We start from the raw sequence: 24,289 nt of genomic DNA, 5'->3' as shown, positions 1-24,289 counted from the left end.
CCATGCAAAACTTTTGAAGCAACTGATAGCACGAAGCCTGGAAGACCCAGGCTTGTGCTTGATAGGCATCAGATTAGTGCGCAAATTCACTCTATAGCGAGTTTTCCGACACAATCCGTTGTCTTTTTACCATCAACTACTCAGCCGCGAAACTCACCACGGCCGTTGTATTTGGCTTTACCGCCCAATTGCTCTTCGATACGCAGCAGTTGGTTGTACTTGGAAACGCGGTCGGAGCGGCACAGGGAACCGGTTTTGATCTGGCCCGCCGAGGTGCCCACGGCCAGGTCGGCAATGGTCGAATCTTCGGTTTCGCCGGAGCGGTGCGAGATTACGGCAGTGTAGCCCGCAGCCTTGGCCATCTGGATCGCTTCCAGGGTTTCGGTCAAGGTGCCGATCTGGTTGAACTTGATCAGGATCGAGTTGGCGATCTTCTTGTCGATGCCTTCTTTCAGGATCTTGGTGTTGGTCACGAACAGGTCGTCGCCCACCAGTTGGATTTTCTCGCCGATCTTGTCGGTGAGGATTTTCCAGCCGTCCCAGTCGGACTCGTCCAGGCCGTCTTCGATCGAAATGATCGGGTAACGCTGGGTCAGGCCCTTGAGGTATTCAGCAAAACCTTCGGAGTTGAACACCTGGCCTTCGCCGGACAGGTTGTACTTGCCGTCCTCAAAGAACTCGCTGGCCGCGCAGTCCAGGGCCAGGGTCACATCGGTGCCCAGCTTGTAGCCAGCGTTGGCCACAGCTTCGGAGATCACTTTCAGTGCATCTTCGTTGGACGCAAGGTTCGGTGCGAAACCACCTTCGTCACCCACCGCAGTGCTCAGGCCACGGGCCTTCAGCACAGCTTTGAGGTGGTGGAAAATCTCGGTGCCCATGCGCAGGCCTTCGGAGAAGGTCTTGGCGCCGACTGGCTGCACCATGAATTCCTGGATATCGACGTTGTTGTCTGCGTGTTCGCCACCGTTGATGATGTTCATCATTGGCACCGGCATCGAGTAGACGCCTGGGGTACCGTTCAGGTTGGCAATGTGCGCGTACAGCGGCAGGTCCTGGTCCTGGGCAGCGGCCTTGGCAGCAGCCAGGGATACAGCGAGGATCGCATTGGCGCCGAGGCTGCCTTTGTTTTCAGTGCCATCGAGCTTGATCATCGCGTGATCGAGGGCTTTCTGGTCCAGCGGGTCCTTGCCCAGCAACAGGTCGCGGATCGGACCGTTGATGTTGGCTACTGCCTTGAGGACACCCTTGCCCAGGTAACGGCTCTTGTCGCCATCACGCAGTTCCAGCGCTTCGCGCGAACCTGTGGAAGCACCGGACGGCGCGCAGGCGCTGCCGATGATGCCGTTATCGAGAAGCACGTCGGCTTCGACGGTGGGGTTGCCACGGGAGTCGAGAACTTCACGACCTTTGATGTCGACGATTTTTGCCATTGTTGTAAACACTCCAAAGTTGACGAAAACGACGCAGCTGAAGGAAATCTTTTGACCGACCGCAAGGGTGGAACAACGGGGCAGGCTTGCAGACGACAAAACTCAGGCCCGGGGGCCTGAGCATAAAGCGCGGAAAGTTTACCGGAGAAACGCGGGTTACGCGGTCTCTACCGTCGGAAAACTCTTGACCAGTTCGTCCAACTGCTTGAGCTGGGCCAGGAATGGCTCCAGCTTGTCCAGGCGCAGGGCACAAGGACCGTCGCACTTGGCGTTGTCCGGATCCGGATGGGCTTCCAGGAACAGGCCAGCCAGGGACTGACTGATACCGGCCTTGGCCAGGTCCAGTACCTGGGCACGTCGGCCACCGGCGGAATCGGCGCGGCCACCCGGCATTTGCAGCGCATGGGTCACGTCGAAGAATACCGGGTATTCGAACTGTTTCATGATGCCGAAACCGAGCATATCCACCACGAGGTTGTTGTAGCCGAAGCTCGAACCACGCTCGCAGAGGATCAACTGGTCATTACCCGCTTCCACGCACTTGTTCAGGATGTGTTTCATTTCCTGGGGCGCGAGGAACTGGGCTTTCTTGATATTGATCACAGCGCCGGTCTTGGCCATCGCGACGACCAGGTCGGTCTGGCGCGACAGAAAGGCCGGCAACTGGATGATGTCGCATACCTCGGCGACCACTGCAGCCTGCTCGGGCTCGTGGACGTCGGTGATGATCGGCACGCCGAAGGCTTGCTTGATGTCCTGGAAGATCCGCATGCCTTCTTCAAGGCCCGGGCCGCGATAGGAGGTCACGGACGAACGGTTGGCCTTGTCGAAGCTGGCCTTGAACACATAAGGGATACCCAGTTTCTCGGTAACCTTTACGTACTCTTCACAGACCTGCATCGCCATGTCACGGCTTTCCAGCACGTTCATGCCGCCAAACAGCACCATGGGCTTGTCGTTGGCAATTTCGATATCGCCTACGCGAATGATCTTCTGGGCCATCAGGTTTACGCCTTCTTCTGATGTTGCGTCAGTGCAGCCTTGACGAAACCGCTGAACAACGGGTGACCGTCGCGCGGAGTCGAGGTGAACTCAGGGTGGAACTGGCAAGCGACGAACCATGGATGATCCGGGGCTTCGACCACTTCAACCAGCTTGCCATCACCGGAGCGACCGGAGACTTTCAGGCCGGCTTCTTTGATCTGCGGCAGCAGGTTGTTGTTCACTTCGTAACGATGACGGTGACGCTCGACGATCACGTCCTTGCCGTAGCAGTCGTGCACCAGCGAGCCGGACTCCAGCAGGCAATCCTGTGCGCCAAGGCGCATGGTGCCGCCCAGGTCGGAGCTTTCGGTACGGGTTTCGACAGCGCCAGTGGCATCTTCCCACTCGGTGATCAGGCCCACGACCGGGTGGCCGCTGGTGTGATCGAACTCGGTGGAGTTGGCGTCTTTCCAGCCCAGCACGTTACGAGCGAACTCGATAACGGCCACTTGCATGCCCAGGCAGATACCCAGGTACGGCACCTTGTTCTCACGAGCGTACTGCACCGCAGTGATCTTGCCTTCCACGCCACGCAGGCCGAAACCGCCTGGCACGAGGATCGCATCGACGCCTTCGAGCAGCGCGGTGCCCTGGTTTTCGATGTCTTCAGAGTCGATGTAACGCAGGTTGACCTTGGTACGGTTGCTGATACCGGCGTGACTCATCGCTTCGATCAACGACTTGTACGCGTCCAGCAGCTCCATGTACTTGCCGACCATGGCGATGGTGACTTCGTGCTCAGGATTGAGCTTGGCGTCAACCACCGCTTCCCACTCGGACAGGTCCGCGCCATTGCACTGCAGGCCGAAACGCTCGACCACAAAATCATCCAGGCCCTGGGAATGCAGAATGCCCGGGATCTTGTAGATGGTGTCGGCGTCTTCCAGGGCAATCACCGCACGTTCTTCAACGTTGGTGAACTGGGCGATCTTGCGACGCGAGGAAATGTCGATCGGGTGATCGGAACGGCACACCAGCACATCCGGCTGCAGGCCGATGGAACGCAGTTCCTTGACCGAGTGCTGGGTAGGCTTGGTTTTGGTCTCGCCAGCGGTGGCGATGTACGGCACCAGCGTCAGGTGCATCAGCATCGCGCGCTTGGCGCCGACTTCAAAACGCAACTGGCGGATGGCTTCGAGGAACGGTTGGGATTCGATGTCACCCACGGTGCCACCGATCTCGACCATCGCCACGTCGGCATCGCCTGCACCTTTGATGATGCGGCGCTTGATTTCGTCGGTGATGTGCGGGATCACCTGGATGGTTGCACCCAGGTAGTCACCACGGCGCTCCTTGCGCAGGACGTGCTCGTAGACACGGCCGGTGGTGAAGTTGTTGTTCTGGGTCATGGTCGTGCGGATGAACCGCTCGTAGTGGCCCAGGTCCAGGTCGGTCTCGGCGCCGTCGTGGGTGACGAACACTTCACCGTGCTGGAACGGGCTCATGGTGCCCGGGTCGACGTTGATGTACGGGTCCAGCTTGAGCATGGTGACCTTAAGTCCCCGCGCCTCCAGGATGGCCGCCAACGAAGCGGAGGCAATGCCTTTCCCCAATGAAGAAACAACACCGCCCGTGACGAATATGTAGCGCGTCATGAAAAACCCTAGAAGTCTGCGTTAAAGCGGTCGGAGCCGCCGGGGAAAGCGAAGGAAGGCCGAAGCCCCCGATCACCTGCATTAATCACAGTGCACCTTTCAAAAAAACCGCCGCGTTGTGACAGACCAGCAATGGAACACCGGTACGTTGATCGCTACACATTTTTTGGAATCGCCCAGCAAAGACTGCTTGGTAATCGGCAACGACTGTGTTTCAGGAGAATCCACAGAAGTTGTATCAAGAAGGGAGCGTAGTCTACCGGAAAGGCGCTATCAGCTCAAACCTTGATCGCAGGTTGGTGGCGCCCAATGTAATTGCCAGTCATCCCCCTGCCCTGTCGAGGCCCTTGCCAGGTTGGCCACGGCCACCAGACGGGTGCCTTGGTACAGCAGCGGCAATCTGCCACGGATAAAGCCTGGCACAGCACTTTCGTTGAGCAAACGCTTGAGGTCACGCCGGCCACGACCTGGCACTTCCATGACTTCACCACCCTGGCGGTAACGGATGCCCAAAGGGCCTTCAGGGGCATGCCCGCTGAAATACAACTGGCCGTTGCCCGGTAACTGTAGTGGGTTTTGCGGGTGCGACCAGCTTAGCGGCGTATCAGAAATTTCCGACCAATCGGCAGGCATCCACCAGATGCGATCGTTGCAACGGTGCAATTGGCCATCGGCCAAACGCCACACGGGCTGTGCGTCCGCCTTGGCATCGCGCAAGGTGTGCCAGCCAATCCAGTGCTCGCTGTCGGGCAACAGCGTCAGCGGCGCCAGCCAGTACCGTAGGGCGTTGCGCTGCCGAGCGTCGGAAAGATCTCGCAGCGGCGCAAGTGCCAATGATGGCAACGGTAGCCAGGCAAGCGCCGATGGCCGCTGGGCAGCCTGCACATCCAATTGCGCCAATTCATCGAGCAGCTCTTGGGCCTGCGCCAGATGCCCAGCGGTTCGCGCCAGGGTATTCGCGGCCTGGGGCCAGCGGGCGGTGAGCAGTGGGAATACTTGATGACGCAGGTAATTGCGGGAGAAACGTGAGTCGCCGTTGGAGGGGTCCTCGATCCAATTCAATTGCTGTTCGCGGGCGTAGGCTTCCAGCTCGGCTCGCGACATGTCCAGCAGCGGCCGCACCAGGTGCCCTTTACCCAAGGGACGCAGGGCTGGCATGCCGATGAGGCCCCGCAGCCCAGCACCCCGCAGCAGGCGAAACAGCAGGGTTTCTGCCTGATCGTCACGGTGCTGGCCGGTGAGTAGCAGTTCACTTGGGCCGATTATCTCGGCGAACGCCTGGTACCGCGCGTCACGGGCCGCACGTTCAAGGCTTGCACCTGACTGCACTTGCACATGCATGACCCGCAGCGGCACACCTGCGGCATCACAGACCGCCTGGCAATGGGCTGGCCAGCCGTCAGCCGCAGCCTGGAGACCGTGATGGACATGGATAGCCTGCAGAGGTGGCAGGGATTGGTTTTTTGCCAGATCAGCGAGTAAGTGCAGGAGGACGGTGGAGTCGAGTCCGCCAGAGAAAGCGATGTGCCAGGCCGAGGCGTTGCGCAACGGGGCCAGGGCTTGCAGGAGTTCGGCGGTTAGAGTTGGTTTCATCGCACGTTACCGCCGCAAAACTGGAATACGTTAGCCAAGCATACACAACGCAAATGTGGGAGCGGGCCTGCCCGCGACAGCGGTGTACCAGCCAACCAATCTGGCACTGACACATTGCTATCGCGGGCAAGCCCGCTCCCACATGGGTAATGCCGTGGCTTAGAGGCCGTAGCTCATCAGGCGCTCGTAACGACGGGCCAGCAGCGCTTCGTTGTCGAACTTTTTGAGCATATCCAACTGTGCGCAGAGTTCGGCGCGGATGGTCGCCGATGCGGCAGCCGGGTCGCGGTGTGCGCCGCCCAGGGGCTCGGCGATCACTTTGTCGACGATGCCCAGGCCTTTCAGGCGATCAGCGGTGATCCCCATAGCTTCGGCAGCATCCGGGGCCTTTTCTGCGGTTTTCCACAGGATCGAGGCGCAACCTTCCGGCGAGATCACAGCGTAAGTCGAATACTGCAGCATGTTCAGTTGGTCGCAAACGCCAATGGCCAGCGCACCGCCAGAACCGCCTTCACCGATCACGGTCGCGATGATCGGGGTTTTCAGGCGTGCCATCACTCGCAGGTTCCAGGCAATCGCTTCGCTCTGGTTGCGCTCTTCAGCGTCGATGCCTGGGTAGGCGCCCGGGGTGTCGATAAAGGTCAGGATCGGCATCTTGAAACGTTCAGCCATTTCCATCAGGCGGCAGGCCTTGCGGTAGCCTTCCGGGCGCGGCATGCCGAAGTTGCGACGCACTTTCTCGCGCACTTCACGGCCTTTCTGGTGACCAATCACCATCACCGGCTGGTCGTCCAGGCGAGCAATACCGCCGACAATCGCCGCGTCATCGGAGAAGTGACGGTCGCCATGCAACTCGTCGAACTCGGTGAAGATGTGATCGATGTAGTCCAGGGTGTACGGACGGCGCGGGTGGCGGGCCAGGCGCGCGATCTGCCAGCTGGTCAGCTTGCCGAAGATGTCTTCGGTGAGCGTCTTGCTCTTGTCTTGCAGGCGGGAGATTTCATCGCCGATATTCAGCGAATTGTCATTGCCGACCAGGCGCAGCTCTTCGATCTTGGCTTGCAGGTCAGCGATCGGCTGTTCGAAATCAAGAAAATTCGGGTTCATAAGCGTCCGTCTTGGGTCGACGGCCAGGGAGTGCCTGGCCAGCCGGTTGTCTATTCGCGCCCTACCTTAAGGGAGAGGCGCGTCAAGGTCGAGATTAAATGTCGAGTCGAGGTCAGGGGTACAAGGGTAGCCCTGACCGTCAACGGTATTGGAGGAAGACGTTGTCACGCCCGAACTGGTCACGCAATGCTTGAATCAAGCCATCGGCCGGGTCAATTCGCCACGTCTCACCGAACTGCAACATCGCCTTGGCATCGCTGCCGGTGTACTCCATGGTCACCGGGCACGCGCCACGGTGACGCTTGAGCAAGTCCCCCAGCCAGCGTAGCTGATCGCCCTTGAGCGCTTCGGTTTTCACCTTCAGTCGCAGGCTTTCGGCCAGGTTGGTGCGGGCATCTTCCATGCTCATTACGCGTTTGATCCGCAGGCGCAGGCCGCCGGAGAAGTCATCGTTGCTGACCTCCCCCTCCACCACCACCATCGCGTCGGTCTGCAACAGCGACTGCGCAGAATGAAACGCGTCGGCAAACAGCGACGCCTCGATACGCCCGGAGCGGTCATCAAGGGTGATGAACCCCATCTTGTCGCCCTTTTTGTTCTTCATCACCCGCAGGGCAATGATCATCCCGGCGACAGTCTGGGTATCGCGCGCCGGCTTCAGGTCGATGATGCGCTGGCGGGCAAAACGACGGATCTCGCCTTCATATTCGTCAATCGGGTGACCGGTGAGGTACAGGCCCAGGGTGTCTTTTTCACCCTTGAGGCGTTCCTTGAGGGTCAGCTCCTTGGCCTTGCGGTGGTTAGCGTACACATCGGCATCTTCTTCGACGAACAGCCCGCCAAACAGGTCGGCATGCCCGCTGTCGTGGGTGCGGGCGGTCTGCTCGGCGGCCTTGATCGCTTCTTCCATGGCGGTCAGCAGCACCGCGCGGTTGCGGTCGATATTGGCCTGGTAGGCCTTCGGCTCGTCATGGAAATACGGACCGAGACGATCGAGTGCACCGCTGCGGATCAGGCCATCGAGGGTACGCTTGTTGATGCGCTTGAGGTCGACCCGGGCGCAGAAGTCGAACAGGTCCTTGAACGGACCATCCTGGCGCGCCTCGGTGATTGCCTCGACCGGGCCTTCGCCCACCCCCTTGATCGCGCCCAGGCCATAGATGATGCGGCCTTCGTCGTTCACGGTGAACTTGAACTCCGAGGCGTTCACATCCGGCGCGTCGAGGCGCAACTTCATGGTCCGCACTTCTTCGATCAAGGTCACGACCTTGTCGGTGTTGTGCATATCCGCCGACAGCACCGCCGCCATGAACGGCGCCGGGTAGTGGGCCTTCAGCCACGCAGTCTGGTACGACACCAGGCCGTAGGCGGCGGAGTGGGATTTGTTGAAGCCATAACCGGCGAATTTTTCCACCAGGTCAAAGATGTTACCGGCCAGGTCAGCGTCGATGTTGTTGGTGGCGCAACCTTCAATGAAACCGCCGCGCTGCTTAGCCATTTCCTCGGGCTTTTTCTTACCCATGGCCCGGCGCAGCATGTCCGCGCCGCCTAGGGTGTAGCCGGCCATGACCTGGGCGATCTGCATCACCTGTTCCTGATACAGGATGATGCCGTAGGTCGGTGCCAGTACCGGCTTGAGGCCTTCGTACTGGTAGTCGGAGTGCGGGTAAGCCAGCTCGGCGCGCCCGTGTTTACGGTTGATAAAGTCATCAACCATACCCGATTGCAGTGGGCCCGGACGGAACAGGGCCACCAGTGCGATCAAGTCTTCTAGGCAGTCGGGCTTGAGCTTTTTGATCAGCTCCTTCATGCCGCGGGATTCAAGCTGGAACACCGCAGTGGTTTCAGCTTTTTGCAGCAGCGCGTAGGTCGGCTTGTCGTCCAGCGGGATAAAGGCGATATCCAGCGGCGCCTCATCGACCTTGGCACGCTCGCGGTTGATGGTCTTGAGCGCCCAGTCGATGATCGTCAGGGTCCGCAGGCCGAGGAAGTCGAACTTCACCAGGCCGGCCGCCTCCACGTCGTCCTTGTCGAACTGGGTTACCAGGCCATCGCCTTCTTCGTCGCAATAGATCGGCGAAAAGTCTGTCAACTTGGTCGGAGCGATTACCACGCCACCGGCGTGCTTACCGACGTTACGCACCACGCCTTCGAGCTTGCGGGCCATGTCCCAGATTTCGGCGGCTTCTTCATCGACCTTGATGAAGTCACGCAGGATCTCTTCCTGCTCGTAGGCCTTTTCCAGGGTCATGCCGACTTCAAAGGGGATCATCTTCGACAGACGATCCGCCAGGCCGTAGGACTTGCCCTGCACCCGCGCCACGTCGCGGATTACCGCCTTGGCCGCCATGGAGCCGAAGGTGATGATCTGGCTTACCGCGTTACGGCCGTATTTCTCGGCCACATATTCGATTACCCGGTCACGACCATCCATGCAGAAGTCGACGTCGAAGTCGGGCATCGATACCCGTTCCGGGTTCAGGAACCGTTCGAACAGCAGGTCATATTCCAGCGGGTCAAGGTCAGTGATCTTCTGCACATAAGCTACCAGCGAGCCAGCACCCGACCCCCGGCCAGGCCCCACCGGCACGCCGTTGCTTTTGGCCCACTGGATAAAGTCCATTACGATCAGGAAGTAACCGGGGAACCCCATCTGGATGATGATATCCAGCTCGAAATTCAGCCGGTCGACATACACCTGGCGCTTGGCTTCGTAGTCTTCGGTAGTGTCCTTGGGCAGCAGGACGGCAAGACGCTCCTCCAGGCCATCGAAGGACACCTTGCGAAAGTATTCATCGATGGTCATGCCATCGGGAATCGGGAAGTTGGGCAAAAAGTGCTTGCCCAGCTTCACTTCGATATTGCAGCGCTTGGCAATTTCGACGGAGTTTTCCAGGGCCTCGGGCAAATCGCTGAACAGCTCAGCCATTTCCTCGGCACTTTTGAGGTACTGCTCTTCGCTGTAGTTCTTCGAGCGCCGTGGATCGTCCAGCGCCCGGCCTTCGCCGATGCACACGCGGGTTTCGTGGGCTTCGAAGTCTTCCTTCTTGATAAAACGGACATCGTTGGTGGCTACCAGCGGCGCGCCCAGCTTTTCGGCCAGGGCCACGGCAGCGTGCAGATGTTCTTCATCGTTGGGGCGATTGGTGCGCTGGACCTCCAGGTAGAAGCGGTCGGGAAATACTTGCATCCACTCACTGGCCAGCACCTCGGCCTCGTGCGGGTTACCGCCGAGCAACGCGATCCCGATCTCGCCCTCTTTGGCGGCCGACAGCATGATCAGCCCTTCGCTGGCCTCGGCCACCCATTCGCGCTCGATGATGATCGAGCCATTGCGCTGGCCGTCGATAAAACCACGGGAAATCAGTTCGGTCAGGTTGCGATAGCCCACGCCGTTCATCGCCAGCAGGCTGATGCGGCTCAAGGCGTTATCCGGATCTTTGTTGGACAGCCACAAGTCGGCGCCGCAAATCGGCTTGATGCCGGCGCCCATGGCGCTCTTGTAGAACTTGACCAGGGAGCACATGTTGTTCTGATCGGTCACCGCAACGGCCGGCATGTTCATGCCCACCAGGGTTTTGACCATTGGTTTGATCCGTACCAGGCCGTCGACCAGGGAGTATTCAGTGTGCAGGCGCAGGTGAACGAATGAAGCCGGCATAGTGATCCTGTCTAGATACGTGTGAAAACAACAAGGCCCGGATTGTACCGGGCCTTGAGTAAAACATCAGCCTGCGCCTAAATCTCGGCCAGGCTTTCGCGCACCTCGTAAGCCTGGCGTACCGGGGCAAACGAGCGGCGGTGGATCGGCGTCGGGCCCAATCGGGCGAGGGCTTCCAGATGAACGGGCGTCGGATAGCCTTTATGGCCACCGATGCCATAGCCTGGGTAGATCAACTCGAACGCCGCCATTTCACGGTCGCGGCTGACCTTGGCGAGAATCGAGGCAGCGGCAATCGCCGGAACCTTGCTATCACCCTTGACCACCGCTTCGGCCGGCATCGCCAGCTTCGGGCAGCGATTCCCGTCGATCATCGCCAGTTTCGGGGTGATATGCAGGCCCTCGACGGCGCGCTGCATGGCCAGCATCGTGGCATGCAGGATGTTCAACTCGTCGATTTCCTCGACCTCTGCCCTGGCGATATGCCAGCTGAGGGCCTTTTCGCAAATTTCGTCAAAAAGTTTTTCACGACGGGCTTCGGTGAGTTTCTTCGAGTCGTTGAGGCCGAGAATCGGGCGATTCGGGTCAAGGATCACCGCCGCCGTGACCACCGCACCGCACAGCGGACCACGCCCGACTTCATCGACACCGGCAACCAGTTCGTGGGTTTGGGCGACCAGGCTGAAATCCAGGCCTATTTGCGTCTTCATAGGGTTTCCTGCTGGCGGCCGATCAAGGTCAATACGGCATCTGCGGCCTGGTTCGACGCATCACGGCGCAAGGTACGGTGAATTTCGTCAAACCCACGGGTCTGCTCTTCACCACCGTCGATCAACGGCAAAATGGTCTGGGCCAATGCTTCGGGGGTTGCAGCGTCCTGCAGCAACTCCGGCACCAACAGGCGCTGGGCAAGCAGGTTGGGCAAGGAGATGTAGGGACTTTTAACCATGCGTTTGAGAATCCAGTAGGTCAGCGGCGCCAAGCGATAGGCCACGACCATCGGGCGCTTGTAGAGCAAGGCCTCCAGCGTGGCGGTACCAGAGGCGATCAACACCGCGTCACAGGCGGCCAGGGCCAGATGCGAACCACCATCGAGCAGCGTCAACGGCAAGTCGCGCCCCACCAGCAAGGCTTCGATCTGTGCACGGCGCTGCGGGCTGGCGCACGGCAGTACAAATCGCACTCCTGGCTTCAACGCCTGCAGGCGCTGGGCCGCATCGAAAAACAGTGCGCCGAGGCGACCGACCTCACCGCCACGGCTGCCGGGCATCAACGCCACCAGCGGCCCGTCGGGCAGGCCCAACTCGGCGCGCGCAGCGGCGCGATCCGCCTGTAGCGGGATGGTGTCGGCCAAGGTATGGCCGACAAACCTTACCGGCACGCCCTTCTCTTCATAGAACCGCGCCTCGAAAGGCAGTAGGGTCAGCATCAGGTCGCAGCCTTCGCGGATCTTCAGCACGCGCTTCTGCCGCCACGCCCACACGGACGGGCTGACGTAATGCACGGTCTTGATTCCGGCCTGACGCAGTTTGAGTTCGATATTGAGGGTGAAGTCCGGTGCGTCGATACCGATAAAGACGTCCGGTTTTTCGGCAATCAGGGTCTGGATCAGCAGTTTGCGCCGAGCCAGCAGCTCGCGAAGGCGCCCCAGCACTTCCACCAGCCCCATGACCGACAAACGCTCCATGGGAAAGTAGGAAGTCAGGCCTTCGGCCTGCATCAGCGGGCCGCCGACCCCAATAAACTCAACGGCTGGATGCTGCGCCTTGATGGCGCGCATCAGGCCAGCGCCGAGGATATCGCCGGAAGCTTCTCCGGCCACCAATGCAATACGCAGCGTGGCCATGATCAGCGGGTGATGCCGCGAGTCGATGCCTGGATCGAATCACGGAAGATGGCAACCTCTGGAAACAGCGCCGCTGGCTCGGCCAGTTCGGCCAATGCCTGCTCAACCGTCAGGCCCTGGCGATACACCACCTTATAGGCGCGACGCAGGGCGTGAATGGCCTCTTCGCTGAAACCCCGGCGGCGCATGCCTTCGAAGTTCATGCTGCGGGCTTCGGCAGGGTTGCCAAATACCGTGACGAACGCCGGCACATCCTTGCCAATAGCAGTGCCCATGCCGGAAAAGCTGTGGGCGCCGATATGGCAGTACTGATGCACCAGGGTAAAACCAGACAGGATCGCCCAGTCGTCAACATGCACATGGCCGGCCAGTGCAGTGTTGTTGACCAGGATGCAGTGGTTGCCAATAACGCTGTCGTGTCCGATATGCGCGTAGGCCATCACCAGATTGTGATCACCCAGGGTAGTTTCTGCCCGGTCCTGCACAGTGCCACGATGAATGGTCACGCCTTCACGAATGATGTTGTGATCACCGATTACCAGGCGGGTTTCTTCACCCTTGTACTTCATGTCCGGCGTATCTTCGCCTACCGAGGAGAACTGGTAGATGCGGTTGTGTTTGCCAATGCGGGTCGGCCCCTTGAGGATCACGTGCGGCCCGATGACTGTTCCCTCGCCGATTTCCACACCTGCGCCGATGATCGACCAAGGGCCGACCTCAACGTCGGCGGCCAGCACGGCCGTCGGATCGATGATTGCGCGAGGGTCAATCAAACTCATAGTTTGCGTTCCGCACAGATGATTTCGGCGGAACACACAGGCTTGCCGTCAACGGACGCCTGGCATTCGAATTTCCAGATCTGGCGCTTGCAGCTCACGAACTTGGCTTCCAGGATCAACTGGTCGCCTGGGGTGACCGGGTTGCGAAAGCGCAGCTTGTCGGAGCCCACGAAATAGTAAAGCGTGCCGTCGGCAGGCTTCAGGTCGAGCATTTTAAAACCGAGGATACCAGCGGCCTGCGCCATCGCTTCAATGATCAACACGCCCGGCATGATTGGATGCGCGGGGAAATGACCATTGAAGAATGGTTCGTTGATGCTGACATTCTTGTAGGCACGAATGCGCTTTTCCTCAACATTCAGTTCCACTACACGATCCACCAGCAGGAACGGGTAACGGTGAGGCAGGTATTCGCGAATCTCGTTGATGTCCATCATTTCGGGGGGAAGCCTGTAATAAAGATTGGGAGCGCGCGGACTAAGGCACGCCCCTCTAGCAAATCAAGAAGGCAGTCTAGCTGCTGTGCACACTTGATATGGAAATGGTATCAGCCATCTGATGAAACATTACTGCCAGGGGTCACGTCCCCAACACGCTTTTCCAGATGTTTCAGGCGCCGCGCCATGTCGTCGAGCTGCCTTAAACGGGCCGCGCTCTTGCGCCACTCGGCCGCGGGTTGCATCGCTGTACCGGAAGAGTAGGCCCCCGGCTCGGTGATCGAGTGGGTCACCATGGTCATGCCGGTAATGAATACGTTGTCACATATTTCAATATGGCCCACCAAGCCGACACCGCCGGCCAGCATGCAATGCTTGCCGATCTTGGTGCTGCCGGAGATGCCGACGCACGCGGCCATGGCCGTGTGATCGCCAATCTGTACGTTGTGGGCGATCTGGATCTGGTTATCCAACTTCACACCATTGCCAATCACCGTATCGGCCAAGGCCCCGCGATCGACAGCAGTGTTGACACCAATCTCCACATCGTCACCGATCAGCACACCGCCGACCTGGGCGATCTTCTGCCAGATGCCCTTCTCATTGGCAAAGCCGAAGCCTTCGCCGCCGATCACGGCACCCGACTGAATCACTACCCGCTGCCCGATACGCACATCGTGGTACAGGGTCACGCGCGGCGCGAGCCAGCCGCCTGCACCGATTTCGCTGCGAGCACCGATAAAGCAATGGGCACCAACAGTCACGCCGGCACCAATGCGCGCACCACTTTCGATAACCGCAAAAGCACCGATGCTGGCCGCAGGATCCACCTGTGCATCATTGGCAATGACCGCAGAAGGATGGATACCAGGGGCAGCCTTGGGTTTCGGGTCGAACAAGTGGGAAACCCGCGCGTATGCGGCATAAGGGTCGGCCACCACCAGCGCATCCCCGGCAAACGTCTCGGCGTCAGCGGCCTTCAGCAATACGGCTGCGGCCTGGCTGTCGCCCAGGTATTTACGGTATTGGGGATTTGCGAGGAAGCTCAACTGAGCTGGGCCAGCCTCCTGCAAGGTGGCTAGCCCAGTGATTTCCTTCTCCTTGGAGCCACGCAAGGTAGCCCCCAGGAACTCGGCCAATTGACCGAGTTTGATAGTCGCGGTCATGGCTTACTTCAGCTGGTTCATGCGCTCGATCACCTGGCGGGTGATGTCGTATTGAGGCTTGACGTCAATCACGGCGCCACGCTCGAAGACCAGGTCAAAGGCACCTTTCTTGATGACCTCTTCCACGGCGCTGTCGAGTTTAGGCTTCAGTTGCTTGAGCATTTCACGGTCAGCAACAGCCTTGGCTTCGTTCAGTTCCTTGGATTGGAACTGATAGTCACGGGCCTTTTGCTTGAACTCAAGCTCCAGACGCTCGCGCTCGCCTTGCTGCATTTTATCGCCACCGGCGACCAGGCGGTCCTGGATGCCCTTGGCACTGCTTTCCAGGGTCTTGAGCTTGGTCAGTTGCGGACCAAATTTTTTCTCGGCATCCACGGCGTACTTCTTGGCCGCATCGGATTCCAGCAGGGCCATCTGATAGTTCAGGACGGCGATTTTCATTTCGGCAAACGCCGGGGTTGCGACCAGCACGGTTGCCAGAAGAACCAATTGAGTCAACTTACGCACGATGCACTCCTACAGAATCCGTTGTCGTTATCTTGGGTCGGACGCTTAGAACGTCTGGCCGAGGGAAAATTGGAAAATCTGGGTTTCAGCGTTATCCGGTTTCTTGACTGGCATCGCCAAGGCGAAGCTCAACGGGCCCAGGGCGGTAATCCAGGTCACACCCACACCCACGGAACTGGCCAGATTGCTCAGGCTTACGTCGTTGCACTGGGTGTTGGACTTCAAGCCGCTAGGGTTACGGATCTGCTCGCACTTGGAGTCGAATACGTTACCCACATCCCAGAAGACCGAGGTCCGCAGGGAGCGCTGGTCCTTGACGAACGGCAGCGGGAACAGAATTTCCGCACCACCTTGGATCAGCACGTTACCACCGAACGGCAGCGGATCATTGTCAGAGTCACGCACGGTGCCGACGTTACCGGTTTCAGCAACACCACGGCTTGGCGTACCACGTGGACCCAGGGTGCTGTCCTTGAAGCCACGTACCGAGTTGAAGCCACCGGCATAGTAGTTCTCGTAGAACGGCAAGCCATCGGTCGAACCATAGCCATCACCATAGCCCAATTCCGTGTGCAGGCGCATGGTGTAGTTATCGCTCAACGGCGTGAACAACTGGCCACGGTAGTCGAGCTTGAAGAACGACAGGTCGCTACCTGGTGTGGTGGCTTCCAGGGTCAGGCTCTGGGAGTGACCACGGGTGGCCAGCACGCCTTTGTTCAGGGTGGACTCGGACCAACCGGCCGAGGCCTTGAAGTTGAGGAACTTGTCACCTTCGCGGCGGGTGAAGTCGAAGATCTCATCCACGGTGTAGACACCGGTCTTGATCTCATCCTGCTGCGCGGTCAGGCCGAAGGTCAGACGCGAGGTCTCACTGATCGGGTAGCCCACGTTCACACCGGCACCCAGGCTGTCGATCGCATAGCTTGCAACGTCGACGTCGAGGTCTTTGTAGTCGGTGGTGCGGTAGAAGGCGTTGTAGCCCAGGCTCACACCGTCAGCAGTCCAGTAGGGGTCCACATAACCGAAGTTGTAGCGGCTCTGGTATTCGCTGCGGGTCAGGCCGATGGAAACCTTGTTACCGGTACCCAGGAAGTTGTTCTGGGTGATCGAGCCACCGAGGATCAGGCCGGCACTCTGTGCAAAACCGACGCTGGCGGTGATCGAACCGGACGCTTGCTCTTCCACTGCGTAGTTCACGTCGACCTGGTCATCCACACCCGGGACGGCCGGGGTTTCGACGTTGACTTCCTTGAAGAAGCCCAGGCGCTCAAGACGGGTCTTGGACTGGTCGATCAGGTAGGTCGAAGCCCAGCCACCTTCCATCTGACGCATTTCACGACGCAGCACTTCGTCCTCGGACTTGGTGTTGCCACGGAAGTTGATGCGGTTGACGTAGGCACGCTTGCCCGGATCGACGACAAAAGTGATGTCCACGGTGTGGTCATCATCATGTGGGGTCGGCACGCCGTTGACGTTGGCGAAGGTATAGCCTTCGTTACCCAGGCGACGGGTGATCAGTTCGGAAGTGGTGGTCATCAGCTTGCGCGAGAACACCTGGTCTTTTTGGACCAACAGCAGGGACTTGACCTGGTCTTCAGGCACTTTCAAGTCGCCGCTGAGCTTCACGTCACGAACGCGGTACTTCTCGCCTTCGTTGACGTTGACGGTGATGTACACGTGCTTCTTATCCGGGGTGATGGACACCTGGGTCGAAGCGATATCCATGTTGATATAGCCACGGTCTAGGTAATAGGAGCGCAAGCGCTCCAGGTCACCGGAGAGTTTTTCACGGGCGTACTTGTCATCGTTCTTGAAGAACGACAGCCAGTTGGTGGTCTTGAGCTCGAACAGGTCGATCAGGTCTTCGTCGGCGAACTTGGTGTTACCCACCACGTTGATGTGCTGGATCGCCGCCACGGTGCCTTCGTTGATGTTGACCTTCAGGCCGACACGGTTGCGCGGCTGCGGCACCACTTCGGTTTCCACGGAAGCGGAGTAGCGGCCCTGGGCAACGTACTGACGTTGCAGCTCGTTACGCACGCCTTCGAGGGTGGCGCGCTGGAAGATCTCGCCTTCGGCCAGGCCGGATTGCTTGAGACCTTTCATCAAGTCTTCAGTGGAGATCGCCTTGTTGCCTTCGATCTCGATACTGGCGACAGAAGGTCGCTCGACGACAGTGATGACCAGGACGTTGCCTTCACGACCCAGTTGGATGTCTTGAAAGAAGCCGGTTTTGAACAGCGCACGAGTGGATTCCACCAGGCGACGGTCGTCAGCCTGTTCCCCAACGTTCAACGGCAAGGCGCCAAAGACGCTACCCGCGGAAACCCGCTGGAGGCCGTTGACGCGAATATCGGAGATGGTGAAGGACTCGGCGTGAACTTCGGCGATCATCAATACGGTGAGAACCGCAGTTAGCAGCAGACGTTTCATGAAGTCCTTTCTTATTCCAACTGGCAATAAACAAACTGCCGCAAAATGCGGCAGATTCGCAATTCAGCGAAGCGTTACAGACGTCCCAGATCGTTGACCAGGGCTAACAACATCACCCCAACCACCAAACTGATACCGATCTGTATCCCCCAACCCTGCACCCGATCCGACAAGGGGCGACCACGCACCCACTCGACGAGATAAAACAACAGATGCCCCCCATCCAGTACTGGAATGGGCAACAAATTCAGAACCCCAAGGCTAATACTCAGATAAGCCAGGAAATTCAGGAAATCAGCAACACCCGACTGGGCAGAAGCGCCCGCCACTTTAGCAATGGTTATCGGTCCACTCAAGTTTTTTACCGAGAGCTCGCCGAACAACATTTTCTTCAGCGAATCGAGGGTCAGTACGCTCATGGTCCAAGTGCGTCGTGCACCCTCGCCAATTGCCGCCAACGGCCCGAAGCTGACCTCTCGCACCATCGATGGCGGCCATTCGACACCTTTGACCCCCGCCCCCAGATACCCGCCGGCCGCCTTGGCCTCTCCGCGTACCGCAAGGGTAACAGGGACGTCGATTTGAGCACCGTCGCGCTCAACTTTCAGCACAATTTTCGTATCAGGACGTACACGAACCAGATCAACCACTTGCTGCCAGTCGCCCAGCGCCTGACCATCAAGGGCCAGCAAACGATCACCGGTCTTCAGGCCGGCAGCCTGGGCCGGCCCCTTGGGATCGAGCTCCGCCAGTACCGGCGGCAGCGCCGGACGCCATGGGCGAATTCCCAGGGATTTGATCGGGTCAGGCTCGTCAGCGCCCTTGAGCCACTTGTCCAGTACCAGCTCGCGCGGCGTCTCGGCCGTGGAGTCCTGCTCGCGCACCACCAGCTGTACGGTGCCACTCTCACCCAGGCGGCGAACCAACTGCAGATTGACCGCCCCCCAGCCTGTAGTCGGTTCACCATCAATAGCAACAATTTCCTGCCCGGCGCTCAAACCAGCCTTGGCTGCAATGCTGCCCGCCTCCACCGCACCGATAACCGGGCGCACCTGCTGGCTGCCCAGCATTGCCAGGACCCAGAAAAACACCATGGCCAACAGGAAGTTGGCGATCGGGCCAGCCGCCACGATGGCAATACGCTGACGAACGGTCTTGCGATTGAAAGATTGGTTCAGTTGATCAGCCGGCACTTCGCCTTCACGCTCGTCGAGCATCTTGACGTAGCCACCCAGGGGAATGGCGGCAATCACGAATTCGGTGCCCTTGCGGTCGTGCCAGCGCAGCAGCGGCATGCCAAACCCCACGGAAAAACGCAGGACCTTGACGCCACAACGGCGCGCCACCCAGAAATGACCAAATTCGTGAAAAGTGACCAACACACCCAGAGCAACCAGGGTGCCGACAATCATGTAGAGCGCACTCATCTAATCTCTCCGCATTCCAATCCCGCGCCTGCCGACTAACCTGCGTGGCGTTTCAACCATTGCTCGGCCAAGACCCGGGCCTTGGCATCCGCCTCGAATACGGCGCCCAAATCATTTACGGCAACCACCGGCTCGAGACTCAAAATTTCCTCGATGATACTCGCGATCTGTGGAAAGCGGATGCGCCGATCAAGAAACGCAGCAACCGCGACCTCATTGGCCGCATTCAACATAGCCGGAGCGCTGTTGCCCGCCTCTGCCGCCTCACGCGCCAGGCGCAGGCAGGGGAAGCGTTGGTCATCCGGCGCTTCGAAATCCAGGCGTGCGATGGCGAACAGGTCCAGGGGTGCAACCCCCGAATCGATCCGCTCGGGCCAGGCCAGGGCATTGGCGATTGGCGTACGCATGTCCGGGTTGCCCAACTGGGCCAACACCGAACCATCCACATAGTCGACCAGGGAATGAATCACGCTTTGCGGATGAATCACCACCTCGACCTGCTCGGCCCGAGCATCAAACAGCCAGCAGGCTTCGATCAGCTCCAGGCCCTTGTTCATCATGCTCGCCGAATCCACCGAGATCTTGCGCCCCATCGACCAATTGGGATGGGCGCAGGCCTGATCGGGAGAAACGTGCTCCAGCTCGGCCAATGGGGTCTGGCGGAACGGGCCACCGGAGGCGGTCAGCAAGATACGCCGTACGCCCACCTGGCTCAGGCCGCGGGCAAAATCGCCCGGCATGCACTGGAAAATCGCATTGTGTTCGCTGTCCAGCGGCAACAGCACCGCGCCGCTCTTGCGCACAGCCTGCATAAACAGCGCACCGGACATCACCAGCGCTTCTTTATTGGCCAACAGGATTTTTTTGCCCGCATCAACCGCTGCGAGGGTTGGACGCAAGCCAGCAGCGCCGACGATGGCGGCGACCACAGTATCCACTTCAGAGGCGGCGGACACCTGACACAAGCCCTCCTCGCCGACCAATACCTCGGTCGACAGGCCCGCAGCCCGCAGGTCGTCCTGCAAACCACGGGCGGCAGTTGCATCCGGCACCACCGCGAACTGCGGCACATGCCGCACGCACAACGCCAACAGCTCGCTCAAGCGGCTGAAGCCGGTCAGGGCGAATACCTGATAGCGCTCAGGGTGGCGGGCAATCACATCCAGCGTGCTCAACCCGACCGAGCCGGTTGCTCCCAGCACGGTCACTTGCTGTAGGCGGCTCACGAAGCGGCCATCCACAACAGCACGGCAAACACCGGGATCGCCGCCGTCAGGCTGTCGATGCGGTCCAGCACGCCGCCATGGCCCGGCAGCAGGTTACTGCTGTCCTTGATGCCTGCCTGGCGCTTGAACATGCTTTCGGTCAGATCGCCAACCACCGAGATCAGCACCACCACCGCCGCACCGACCAGGGCCAGGAGGATTTGCTTGGCATCCCACTCGCGCACAACGCCAACAACCAGGGTGATCAGCAACGTCAACGCCAGCCCGCCGTACACCCCTTCCCAGCTCTTGCCGGGACTGACCGCCGGGGCCAGCTTGCGCTTGCCAAAGGCACGGCCGGAGAAGTACGCACCGATATCCGCGCCCCAGACCAGTACCATCACCGCCATGATCAACCAGTTGCCCAGGGCCATGTGCTTGATATAAACCAGGCCCTGCCAGGCCGGCAGCAGGATCAGCAGGCCGATCACCAGCTTGCAGGCGACGCTGGACCATTGGCTGCTGGTACGCGGGTAAGTCAACACCAGGAATGTCGCCAACGCCCACCACAGCACCGCCGCCCCGAGCACCCAGGGTGCGACATCCGGCAGGATGTACATCAGGAACAGCAACAACGCGACAACGGCGGCGTACACCACCCGCGGCAGTTGCTCGGCGAACCCTGCCAGGCGCGCCCATTCCCAGGCGCCCAGGGTCACGACCAGGCCAATGAACAGTGCAAAACCTGCGCCTTCGAGCAGGAAAAACCCGCACAGAGCGATCGGCAGCAGGATCAGTGCCGTGATGATTCGTTGTTTAAGCATTAAACCCGGGCTCCAGCTTCGATCTGCTCGCTCGTTTTACCGAAGCGACGCTGACGGGAAGCGAAATCGGCCAGCGCATTGCGCATGGCATCGTGTTTGAAGTCCGGCCAGAACAGGTCGGAGAAGTACAGCTCGGTATAGGCCAACTGCCACAACAGGAAGTTGCTGATGCGGTGCTCGCCACCGGTACGGATGCACAGGTCCGGCAACGGCAGATCGCCAGTCACCAGGCAGGTTTGCAACAACTCGGGCGTGATGTCTTCCGGGCGCAGATGGCCGGCCTGCACTTCACGCGCCAGGCGCTGCGCAGCCTGGGCGATATCCCATTGCCCGCCATAATTGGCGGCGATTTGCAGGACGAAGCGGTTGCTGCCAGCGGTGATCGCCTCGGCTTCACGCATGGCCGCCTGCAGCTCCGGATGGAACCGCGAGCGATCGCCGATGATGCGCAAGCTGATGTTGTTGTCGTTCAGGCGCTTGGCCTCACGACGCAGGGCCTTGAAGAACAGGTCCATCAAGGCGCTGACTTCGTCGGCCGGGCGCTGCCAGTTTTCACTGGAGAAGGCAAACAAGGTCAATACCTCGACCTTGGCCTCGGCACACACCTCGATCACGGCCCGTACCGCATCGACACCCGCTTTATGCCCGGCGACACCTGGCATAAAGCGTTTTTTCGCCCAGCGATTATTCCCATCCATGATGATCGCGACATGGCGCGGCACCGCGGAGGGCACAGTCTGCTTGGTCTTTTCCATGAAAGCGTCCTGACCCCTTATACGGCCATCAGGTCCTTTTCTTTCTCTTCCGTGGCCTTGGTGATCATGGCCTCGGATTCCTTGGTCAGCTTATCGATATCGGCAATGGCACGACGCTCTTCGTCTTCGCTGATTTCCTTGTCCTTGACCAGTTTCTTCAGGTCACCCAAGGCATCACGACGGATGTTACGCACCGCAACACGGGCATCTTCCGCTGCGCTGCGCGCCTGCTTGGTGAAGCCCTTGCGGGTTTCTTCGGTCAGGGCCGGCATGGAGATCAGCAGCAGCTCACCCAGGTTGGTTGGGTTGAGGTTCAGGCCAGCGCTCTGGATAGCCTTGTCGACGGCAGCGAGCATGTTGCGCTCGAAGGCCACGACCTGCAGGGTGCGCGAGTCTTTCACAGTCACGTTGGCCACGCCGCTCAGCGGAGTGTCGGAACCGTAGTAAGGCACCATCACGCTGCCCAGGATGCTCGGGTGAGCCTTGCCGGTACGAATCTGGCCGAATGCGTGGCTCAGAGACTCCAGGGATTTCTGCATACGCGCTTGGGCGTCTTTCTTGATTTCGTTGATCATTGTTGGCCTTCCTCGATCAGAGTCCCTTCTGCGCCGCCGTGTACGATATTCAGCAGGGCGCCGGGCTTGTTCATGTTAAATACGCGCAGCGGCATCTTGTGGTCGCGGCACAGGCAGATTGCCGTTAAGTCCATCACACCCAGCTTGCGATCCAGCACTTCATCATAAGTCAGATGATCGAACTTCTCGGCATGCGGGTCTTTGAATGGATCGGCAGTGTAGACACCATCGACCTTGGTAGCCTTGAGCACTACGTCAGCATCGATTTCGATGGCACGCAGGCAGGCAGCCGAGTCAGTGGTGAAGAACGGGTTGCCGGTACCGGCGGCAAAGATCACCACCTCTTTGGCATTCAGGTGGCGCATGGCTTTGCGGCGATCATAGTGATCGGTCACGCCAACCATGGAGATGGCCGACATCACGATGGCCGAGATATTGGCACGCTCCAGGGCGTCGCGCATGGCCAGGGCGTTCATCACAGTGGCCAGCATGCCCATGTGGTCGCCAGTGACCCGATCCATGCCAGCAGCACTGAGTGCCGCGCCACGGAACAGGTTGCCACCACCGATCACCAGGCCGACCTGGACACCGATGCCGACCAGTTGGCCGACTTCCAGTGCCATGCGGTCAAGCACCTTGGGATCGATCCCGAACTCTTCCGAGCCCATCAGGGCCTCGCCGCTAAGCTTGAGTAGAATGCGTTTATAGCGAGCCTGATAACCACTGCCCTGCTGAGCCATTGCGAATCTCTCCTGCGGCGTATTTTTAAAAAATTCTTGGCGAGCCGTTTACGGCTTGCGTTCACTCTAGCTGGACGCTGTCACAGCGCCATCGGAACACGGCTTTGTAAGCCAGTTCCAAAGGGAAGCCAAATAAAATTGAGCCTCCCATTTGAAAAGAGGCTGCGCGCGTGAGCGGGCAGCCTCTCTTGGGCGACAGTTGAAAACTGTCTTATTGCTTGGCGGCAGCCAGCTGGGCAGCAACTTCTTCAGCGAAGTTGTCGACCGGCTTCTCGATGCCATCGCCTACTTTGAAGTAGGTGAAGGAAACGATTTCAGCACCGGCTTTCTTGGCCAGTTCGCCAACCTTGATTTCAGGGTTCTTGACGAACGCCTGCTCAACCAGGCTTGCTTCGGCCAGGAACTTGCTGATACGGCCTTTGACCATGTTCTCAACAATGTTTTCTGGCTTGCCTTTGATTTTTTCTTCGTTCAGCTGCAGGAACACAGCTTTTTCGCGCTCGATCGCTTCGGCAGAAACTTCCGAAGGCAGCAGGAACTCTGGGTTGCTGGCCGCTACGTGCATAGCGATGTCTTTGGCCAGTTCAACGTTGCCGCCCTTGAGGACAACTGCAACACCGATCTTGTTGCCGTGCAGGTAACCACCAACCACGTCACCTTCAACACGTACCAGGCGACGGATGTTGACGTTTTCGCCAACCTTGCCGACCAGTACCAGACGATCAGCTTCTTGGGCTGCGATCAGCGGAGCGGCGTCAGTCAGTTTGTCGGCGAACGCTTTTTCAACGCTGGCAGCAACAAATGCCTTGAAGTCGTCTTGCAGGGCCAGGAAGTCGGTCTGCGAGTTCACTTCCAGCAGAACGGCGGATTTGCCGTCTTCTTTCAGAGCGATCGCGCCTTCAGCAGCTACGTTGCCTGCTTTCTTGGCAGCCTTGATCGCGCCCGAAGCACGCATGTCATCAATGGCTTTTTCGATGTCGCCGTCAGCCTTTTCCAGGGCTTTCTTGCAATCCATCATGCCTTCGCCAGTACGCTCACGCAGTTCTTTAACCAACGCTGCAGTAATTGCTGCCATTTTCAAATTCCTCTTGGATAGGTTTTCAACCATTCCACCCGACTTGTACGGGCGTTCAATTCTTCCCGAACCACCCTTGTTAACCGCTGC

20 protein-coding genes are annotated in these 24,289 nt (G+C 59.2%); all 20 read right to left on the bottom strand.

Annotated elements, in window-relative coordinates:
• Positions 1–140 precede the first annotated feature (140 nt).
• A complete protein-coding gene (gene eno / locus ACSSVH_RS05810) occupies positions 141–1,430 on the bottom strand; it encodes a phosphopyruvate hydratase (protein WP_169955464.1) in 1,290 nt (429 codons plus the stop codon).
• A gap of 156 nt (positions 1,431–1,586) precedes the next feature.
• Positions 1,587–2,432: a 3-deoxy-8-phosphooctulonate synthase gene (kdsA, locus tag ACSSVH_RS05805; protein WP_010212442.1), complete on the bottom strand. Its 846-nt coding sequence runs from the start codon at positions 2,430–2,432 to the stop codon at positions 1,587–1,589.
• Between the two features lie 5 nt (positions 2,433–2,437).
• Positions 2,438–4,069, bottom strand: coding sequence for a CTP synthase (pyrG, locus tag ACSSVH_RS05800; protein WP_169955463.1), 1,632 nt, complete (start codon positions 4,067–4,069; stop codon positions 2,438–2,440).
• A 273-nt stretch (positions 4,070–4,342) separates the two neighbouring features.
• On the bottom strand, positions 4,343–5,662 hold the full coding sequence (gene tilS, locus ACSSVH_RS05795) for a tRNA lysidine(34) synthetase TilS (protein WP_492634209.1): 1,320 nt from the start codon (positions 5,660–5,662) through the stop codon (positions 4,343–4,345).
• A 159-nt stretch (positions 5,663–5,821) separates the two neighbouring features.
• Positions 5,822–6,769: an acetyl-CoA carboxylase carboxyltransferase subunit alpha gene (locus ACSSVH_RS05790; protein WP_029297260.1), complete on the bottom strand. Its 948-nt coding sequence runs from the start codon at positions 6,767–6,769 to the stop codon at positions 5,822–5,824.
• Positions 6,770–6,908: 139 nt separating this feature from the next.
• A complete protein-coding gene (gene dnaE / locus ACSSVH_RS05785; protein WP_492634208.1) occupies positions 6,909–10,430 on the bottom strand; it encodes a DNA polymerase III subunit alpha in 3,522 nt (1,173 codons plus the stop codon).
• 77 nt (positions 10,431–10,507) lie between these two features.
• Positions 10,508–11,140: a ribonuclease HII gene (gene rnhB, locus ACSSVH_RS05780; protein ID WP_169955460.1), complete on the bottom strand. Its 633-nt coding sequence runs from the start codon at positions 11,138–11,140 to the stop codon at positions 10,508–10,510.
• Complete coding sequence (gene lpxB, locus ACSSVH_RS05775; protein WP_170042923.1) at positions 11,137–12,276, bottom strand: lipid-A-disaccharide synthase; 1,140 nt, start codon at positions 12,274–12,276, stop codon at positions 11,137–11,139. Before lpxB ends, rnhB begins: the two co-directional genes overlap by 4 nt.
• Positions 12,277–12,278: 2 nt before the next feature.
• Positions 12,279–13,055 carry an acyl-ACP--UDP-N-acetylglucosamine O-acyltransferase gene (lpxA, locus tag ACSSVH_RS05770; protein ID WP_169955458.1) on the bottom strand — a complete coding sequence of 259 codons (777 nt, stop codon included), beginning with the start codon at positions 13,053–13,055 and terminating at the stop codon, positions 12,279–12,281.
• Positions 13,052–13,492: a 3-hydroxyacyl-ACP dehydratase FabZ gene (fabZ, locus tag ACSSVH_RS05765; protein WP_029297270.1), complete on the bottom strand. Its 441-nt coding sequence runs from the start codon at positions 13,490–13,492 to the stop codon at positions 13,052–13,054. The genes lpxA and fabZ overlap by 4 nt, the downstream gene beginning before the upstream one ends.
• Positions 13,493–13,602: 110 nt before the next feature.
• Positions 13,603–14,658: a UDP-3-O-(3-hydroxymyristoyl)glucosamine N-acyltransferase gene (lpxD, locus tag ACSSVH_RS05760; RefSeq protein ID WP_169955457.1), complete on the bottom strand. Its 1,056-nt coding sequence runs from the start codon at positions 14,656–14,658 to the stop codon at positions 13,603–13,605.
• 3 nt (positions 14,659–14,661) lie between these two features.
• Positions 14,662–15,165, bottom strand: coding sequence for an OmpH/Skp family outer membrane protein (locus ACSSVH_RS05755; protein WP_003219314.1), 504 nt, complete (start codon positions 15,163–15,165; stop codon positions 14,662–14,664).
• A gap of 45 nt (positions 15,166–15,210) precedes the next feature.
• Complete coding sequence (gene bamA, locus ACSSVH_RS05750; protein WP_169955456.1) at positions 15,211–17,598, bottom strand: outer membrane protein assembly factor BamA; 2,388 nt, start codon at positions 17,596–17,598, stop codon at positions 15,211–15,213.
• A gap of 74 nt (positions 17,599–17,672) precedes the next feature.
• Positions 17,673–19,025 carry a sigma E protease regulator RseP gene (gene rseP / locus ACSSVH_RS05745; RefSeq protein WP_492634207.1) on the bottom strand — a complete coding sequence of 451 codons (1,353 nt, stop codon included), beginning with the start codon at positions 19,023–19,025 and terminating at the stop codon, positions 17,673–17,675.
• Positions 19,026–19,060: 35 nt separating this feature from the next.
• On the bottom strand, positions 19,061–20,251 hold the full coding sequence (ispC, locus tag ACSSVH_RS05740) for a 1-deoxy-D-xylulose-5-phosphate reductoisomerase (RefSeq protein ID WP_170042924.1): 1,191 nt from the start codon (positions 20,249–20,251) through the stop codon (positions 19,061–19,063).
• On the bottom strand, positions 20,248–21,054 hold the full coding sequence (locus ACSSVH_RS05735; RefSeq protein WP_169955740.1) for a phosphatidate cytidylyltransferase: 807 nt from the start codon (positions 21,052–21,054) through the stop codon (positions 20,248–20,250). Before ACSSVH_RS05735 ends, ispC begins: the two co-directional genes overlap by 4 nt.
• Complete coding sequence (uppS, locus tag ACSSVH_RS05730; protein WP_169955739.1) at positions 21,054–21,809, bottom strand: polyprenyl diphosphate synthase; 756 nt, start codon at positions 21,807–21,809, stop codon at positions 21,054–21,056. Before uppS ends, ACSSVH_RS05735 begins: the two co-directional genes overlap by 1 nt.
• Before the next feature lie 17 nt (positions 21,810–21,826).
• The gene (gene frr, locus ACSSVH_RS05725; protein WP_169955738.1) at positions 21,827–22,384 is read right to left on the bottom strand and encodes a ribosome recycling factor; all 558 of its coding nucleotides are present in this window, start codon (positions 22,382–22,384) and stop codon (positions 21,827–21,829) included.
• Positions 22,381–23,124 (bottom strand): UMP kinase, encoded by a 744-nt coding sequence (pyrH, locus tag ACSSVH_RS05720; protein ID WP_003172271.1) that lies wholly within the window; start codon positions 23,122–23,124, stop codon positions 22,381–22,383. The genes frr and pyrH overlap by 4 nt, the downstream gene beginning before the upstream one ends.
• Positions 23,125–23,335: 211 nt before the next feature.
• Positions 23,336–24,199, bottom strand: coding sequence for a translation elongation factor Ts (tsf, locus tag ACSSVH_RS05715; RefSeq protein WP_003172264.1), 864 nt, complete (start codon positions 24,197–24,199; stop codon positions 23,336–23,338).
• Positions 24,200–24,289 lie beyond the last annotated feature (90 nt).

It is taken from the genome of Pseudomonas sp. HC1(2025), assembly GCF_058742075.1.
Note: the sequence above shows the minus strand (reverse complement) of the source record. Positions and strands in the feature narration are given on the sequence as shown.

Coding starts and splice junctions, on each gene's coding strand:
- eno (WP_169955464.1), bottom strand. CDS start 1,430: ATGGCAAAAATCGTCGACATCAAAGGTCGTGAAGTTCTCGACTCCCGT.
- kdsA (WP_010212442.1), bottom strand. CDS start 2,432: ATGGCCCAGAAGATCATTCGCGTAGGCGATATCGAAATTGCCAACGAC.
- pyrG (WP_169955463.1), bottom strand. CDS start 4,069: ATGACGCGCTACATATTCGTCACGGGCGGTGTTGTTTCTTCATTGGGG.
- tilS (WP_492634209.1), bottom strand. CDS start 5,662: ATGAAACCAACTCTAACCGCCGAACTCCTGCAAGCCCTGGCCCCGTTG.
- ACSSVH_RS05790 (WP_029297260.1), bottom strand. CDS start 6,769: ATGAACCCGAATTTTCTTGATTTCGAACAGCCGATCGCTGACCTGCAA.
- dnaE (WP_492634208.1), bottom strand. CDS start 10,430: ATGCCGGCTTCATTCGTTCACCTGCGCCTGCACACTGAATACTCCCTG.
- rnhB (WP_169955460.1), bottom strand. CDS start 11,140: ATGAAGACGCAAATAGGCCTGGATTTCAGCCTGGTCGCCCAAACCCAC.
- lpxB (WP_170042923.1), bottom strand. CDS start 12,276: ATGGCCACGCTGCGTATTGCATTGGTGGCCGGAGAAGCTTCCGGCGAT.
- lpxA (WP_169955458.1), bottom strand. CDS start 13,055: ATGAGTTTGATTGACCCTCGCGCAATCATCGATCCGACGGCCGTGCTG.
- fabZ (WP_029297270.1), bottom strand. CDS start 13,492: ATGATGGACATCAACGAGATTCGCGAATACCTGCCTCACCGTTACCCG.
- lpxD (WP_169955457.1), bottom strand. CDS start 14,658: ATGACCGCGACTATCAAACTCGGTCAATTGGCCGAGTTCCTGGGGGCT.
- bamA (WP_169955456.1), bottom strand. CDS start 17,598: ATGAAACGTCTGCTGCTAACTGCGGTTCTCACCGTATTGATGATCGCC.
- rseP (WP_492634207.1), bottom strand. CDS start 19,025: ATGAGTGCGCTCTACATGATTGTCGGCACCCTGGTTGCTCTGGGTGTG.
- ACSSVH_RS05735 (WP_169955740.1), bottom strand. CDS start 21,054: ATGCTTAAACAACGAATCATCACGGCACTGATCCTGCTGCCGATCGCT.
- uppS (WP_169955739.1), bottom strand. CDS start 21,809: ATGGAAAAGACCAAGCAGACTGTGCCCTCCGCGGTGCCGCGCCATGTC.
- frr (WP_169955738.1), bottom strand. CDS start 22,384: ATGATCAACGAAATCAAGAAAGACGCCCAAGCGCGTATGCAGAAATCC.
- pyrH (WP_003172271.1), bottom strand. CDS start 23,124: ATGGCTCAGCAGGGCAGTGGTTATCAGGCTCGCTATAAACGCATTCTA.
- tsf (WP_003172264.1), bottom strand. CDS start 24,199: ATGGCAGCAATTACTGCAGCGTTGGTTAAAGAACTGCGTGAGCGTACT.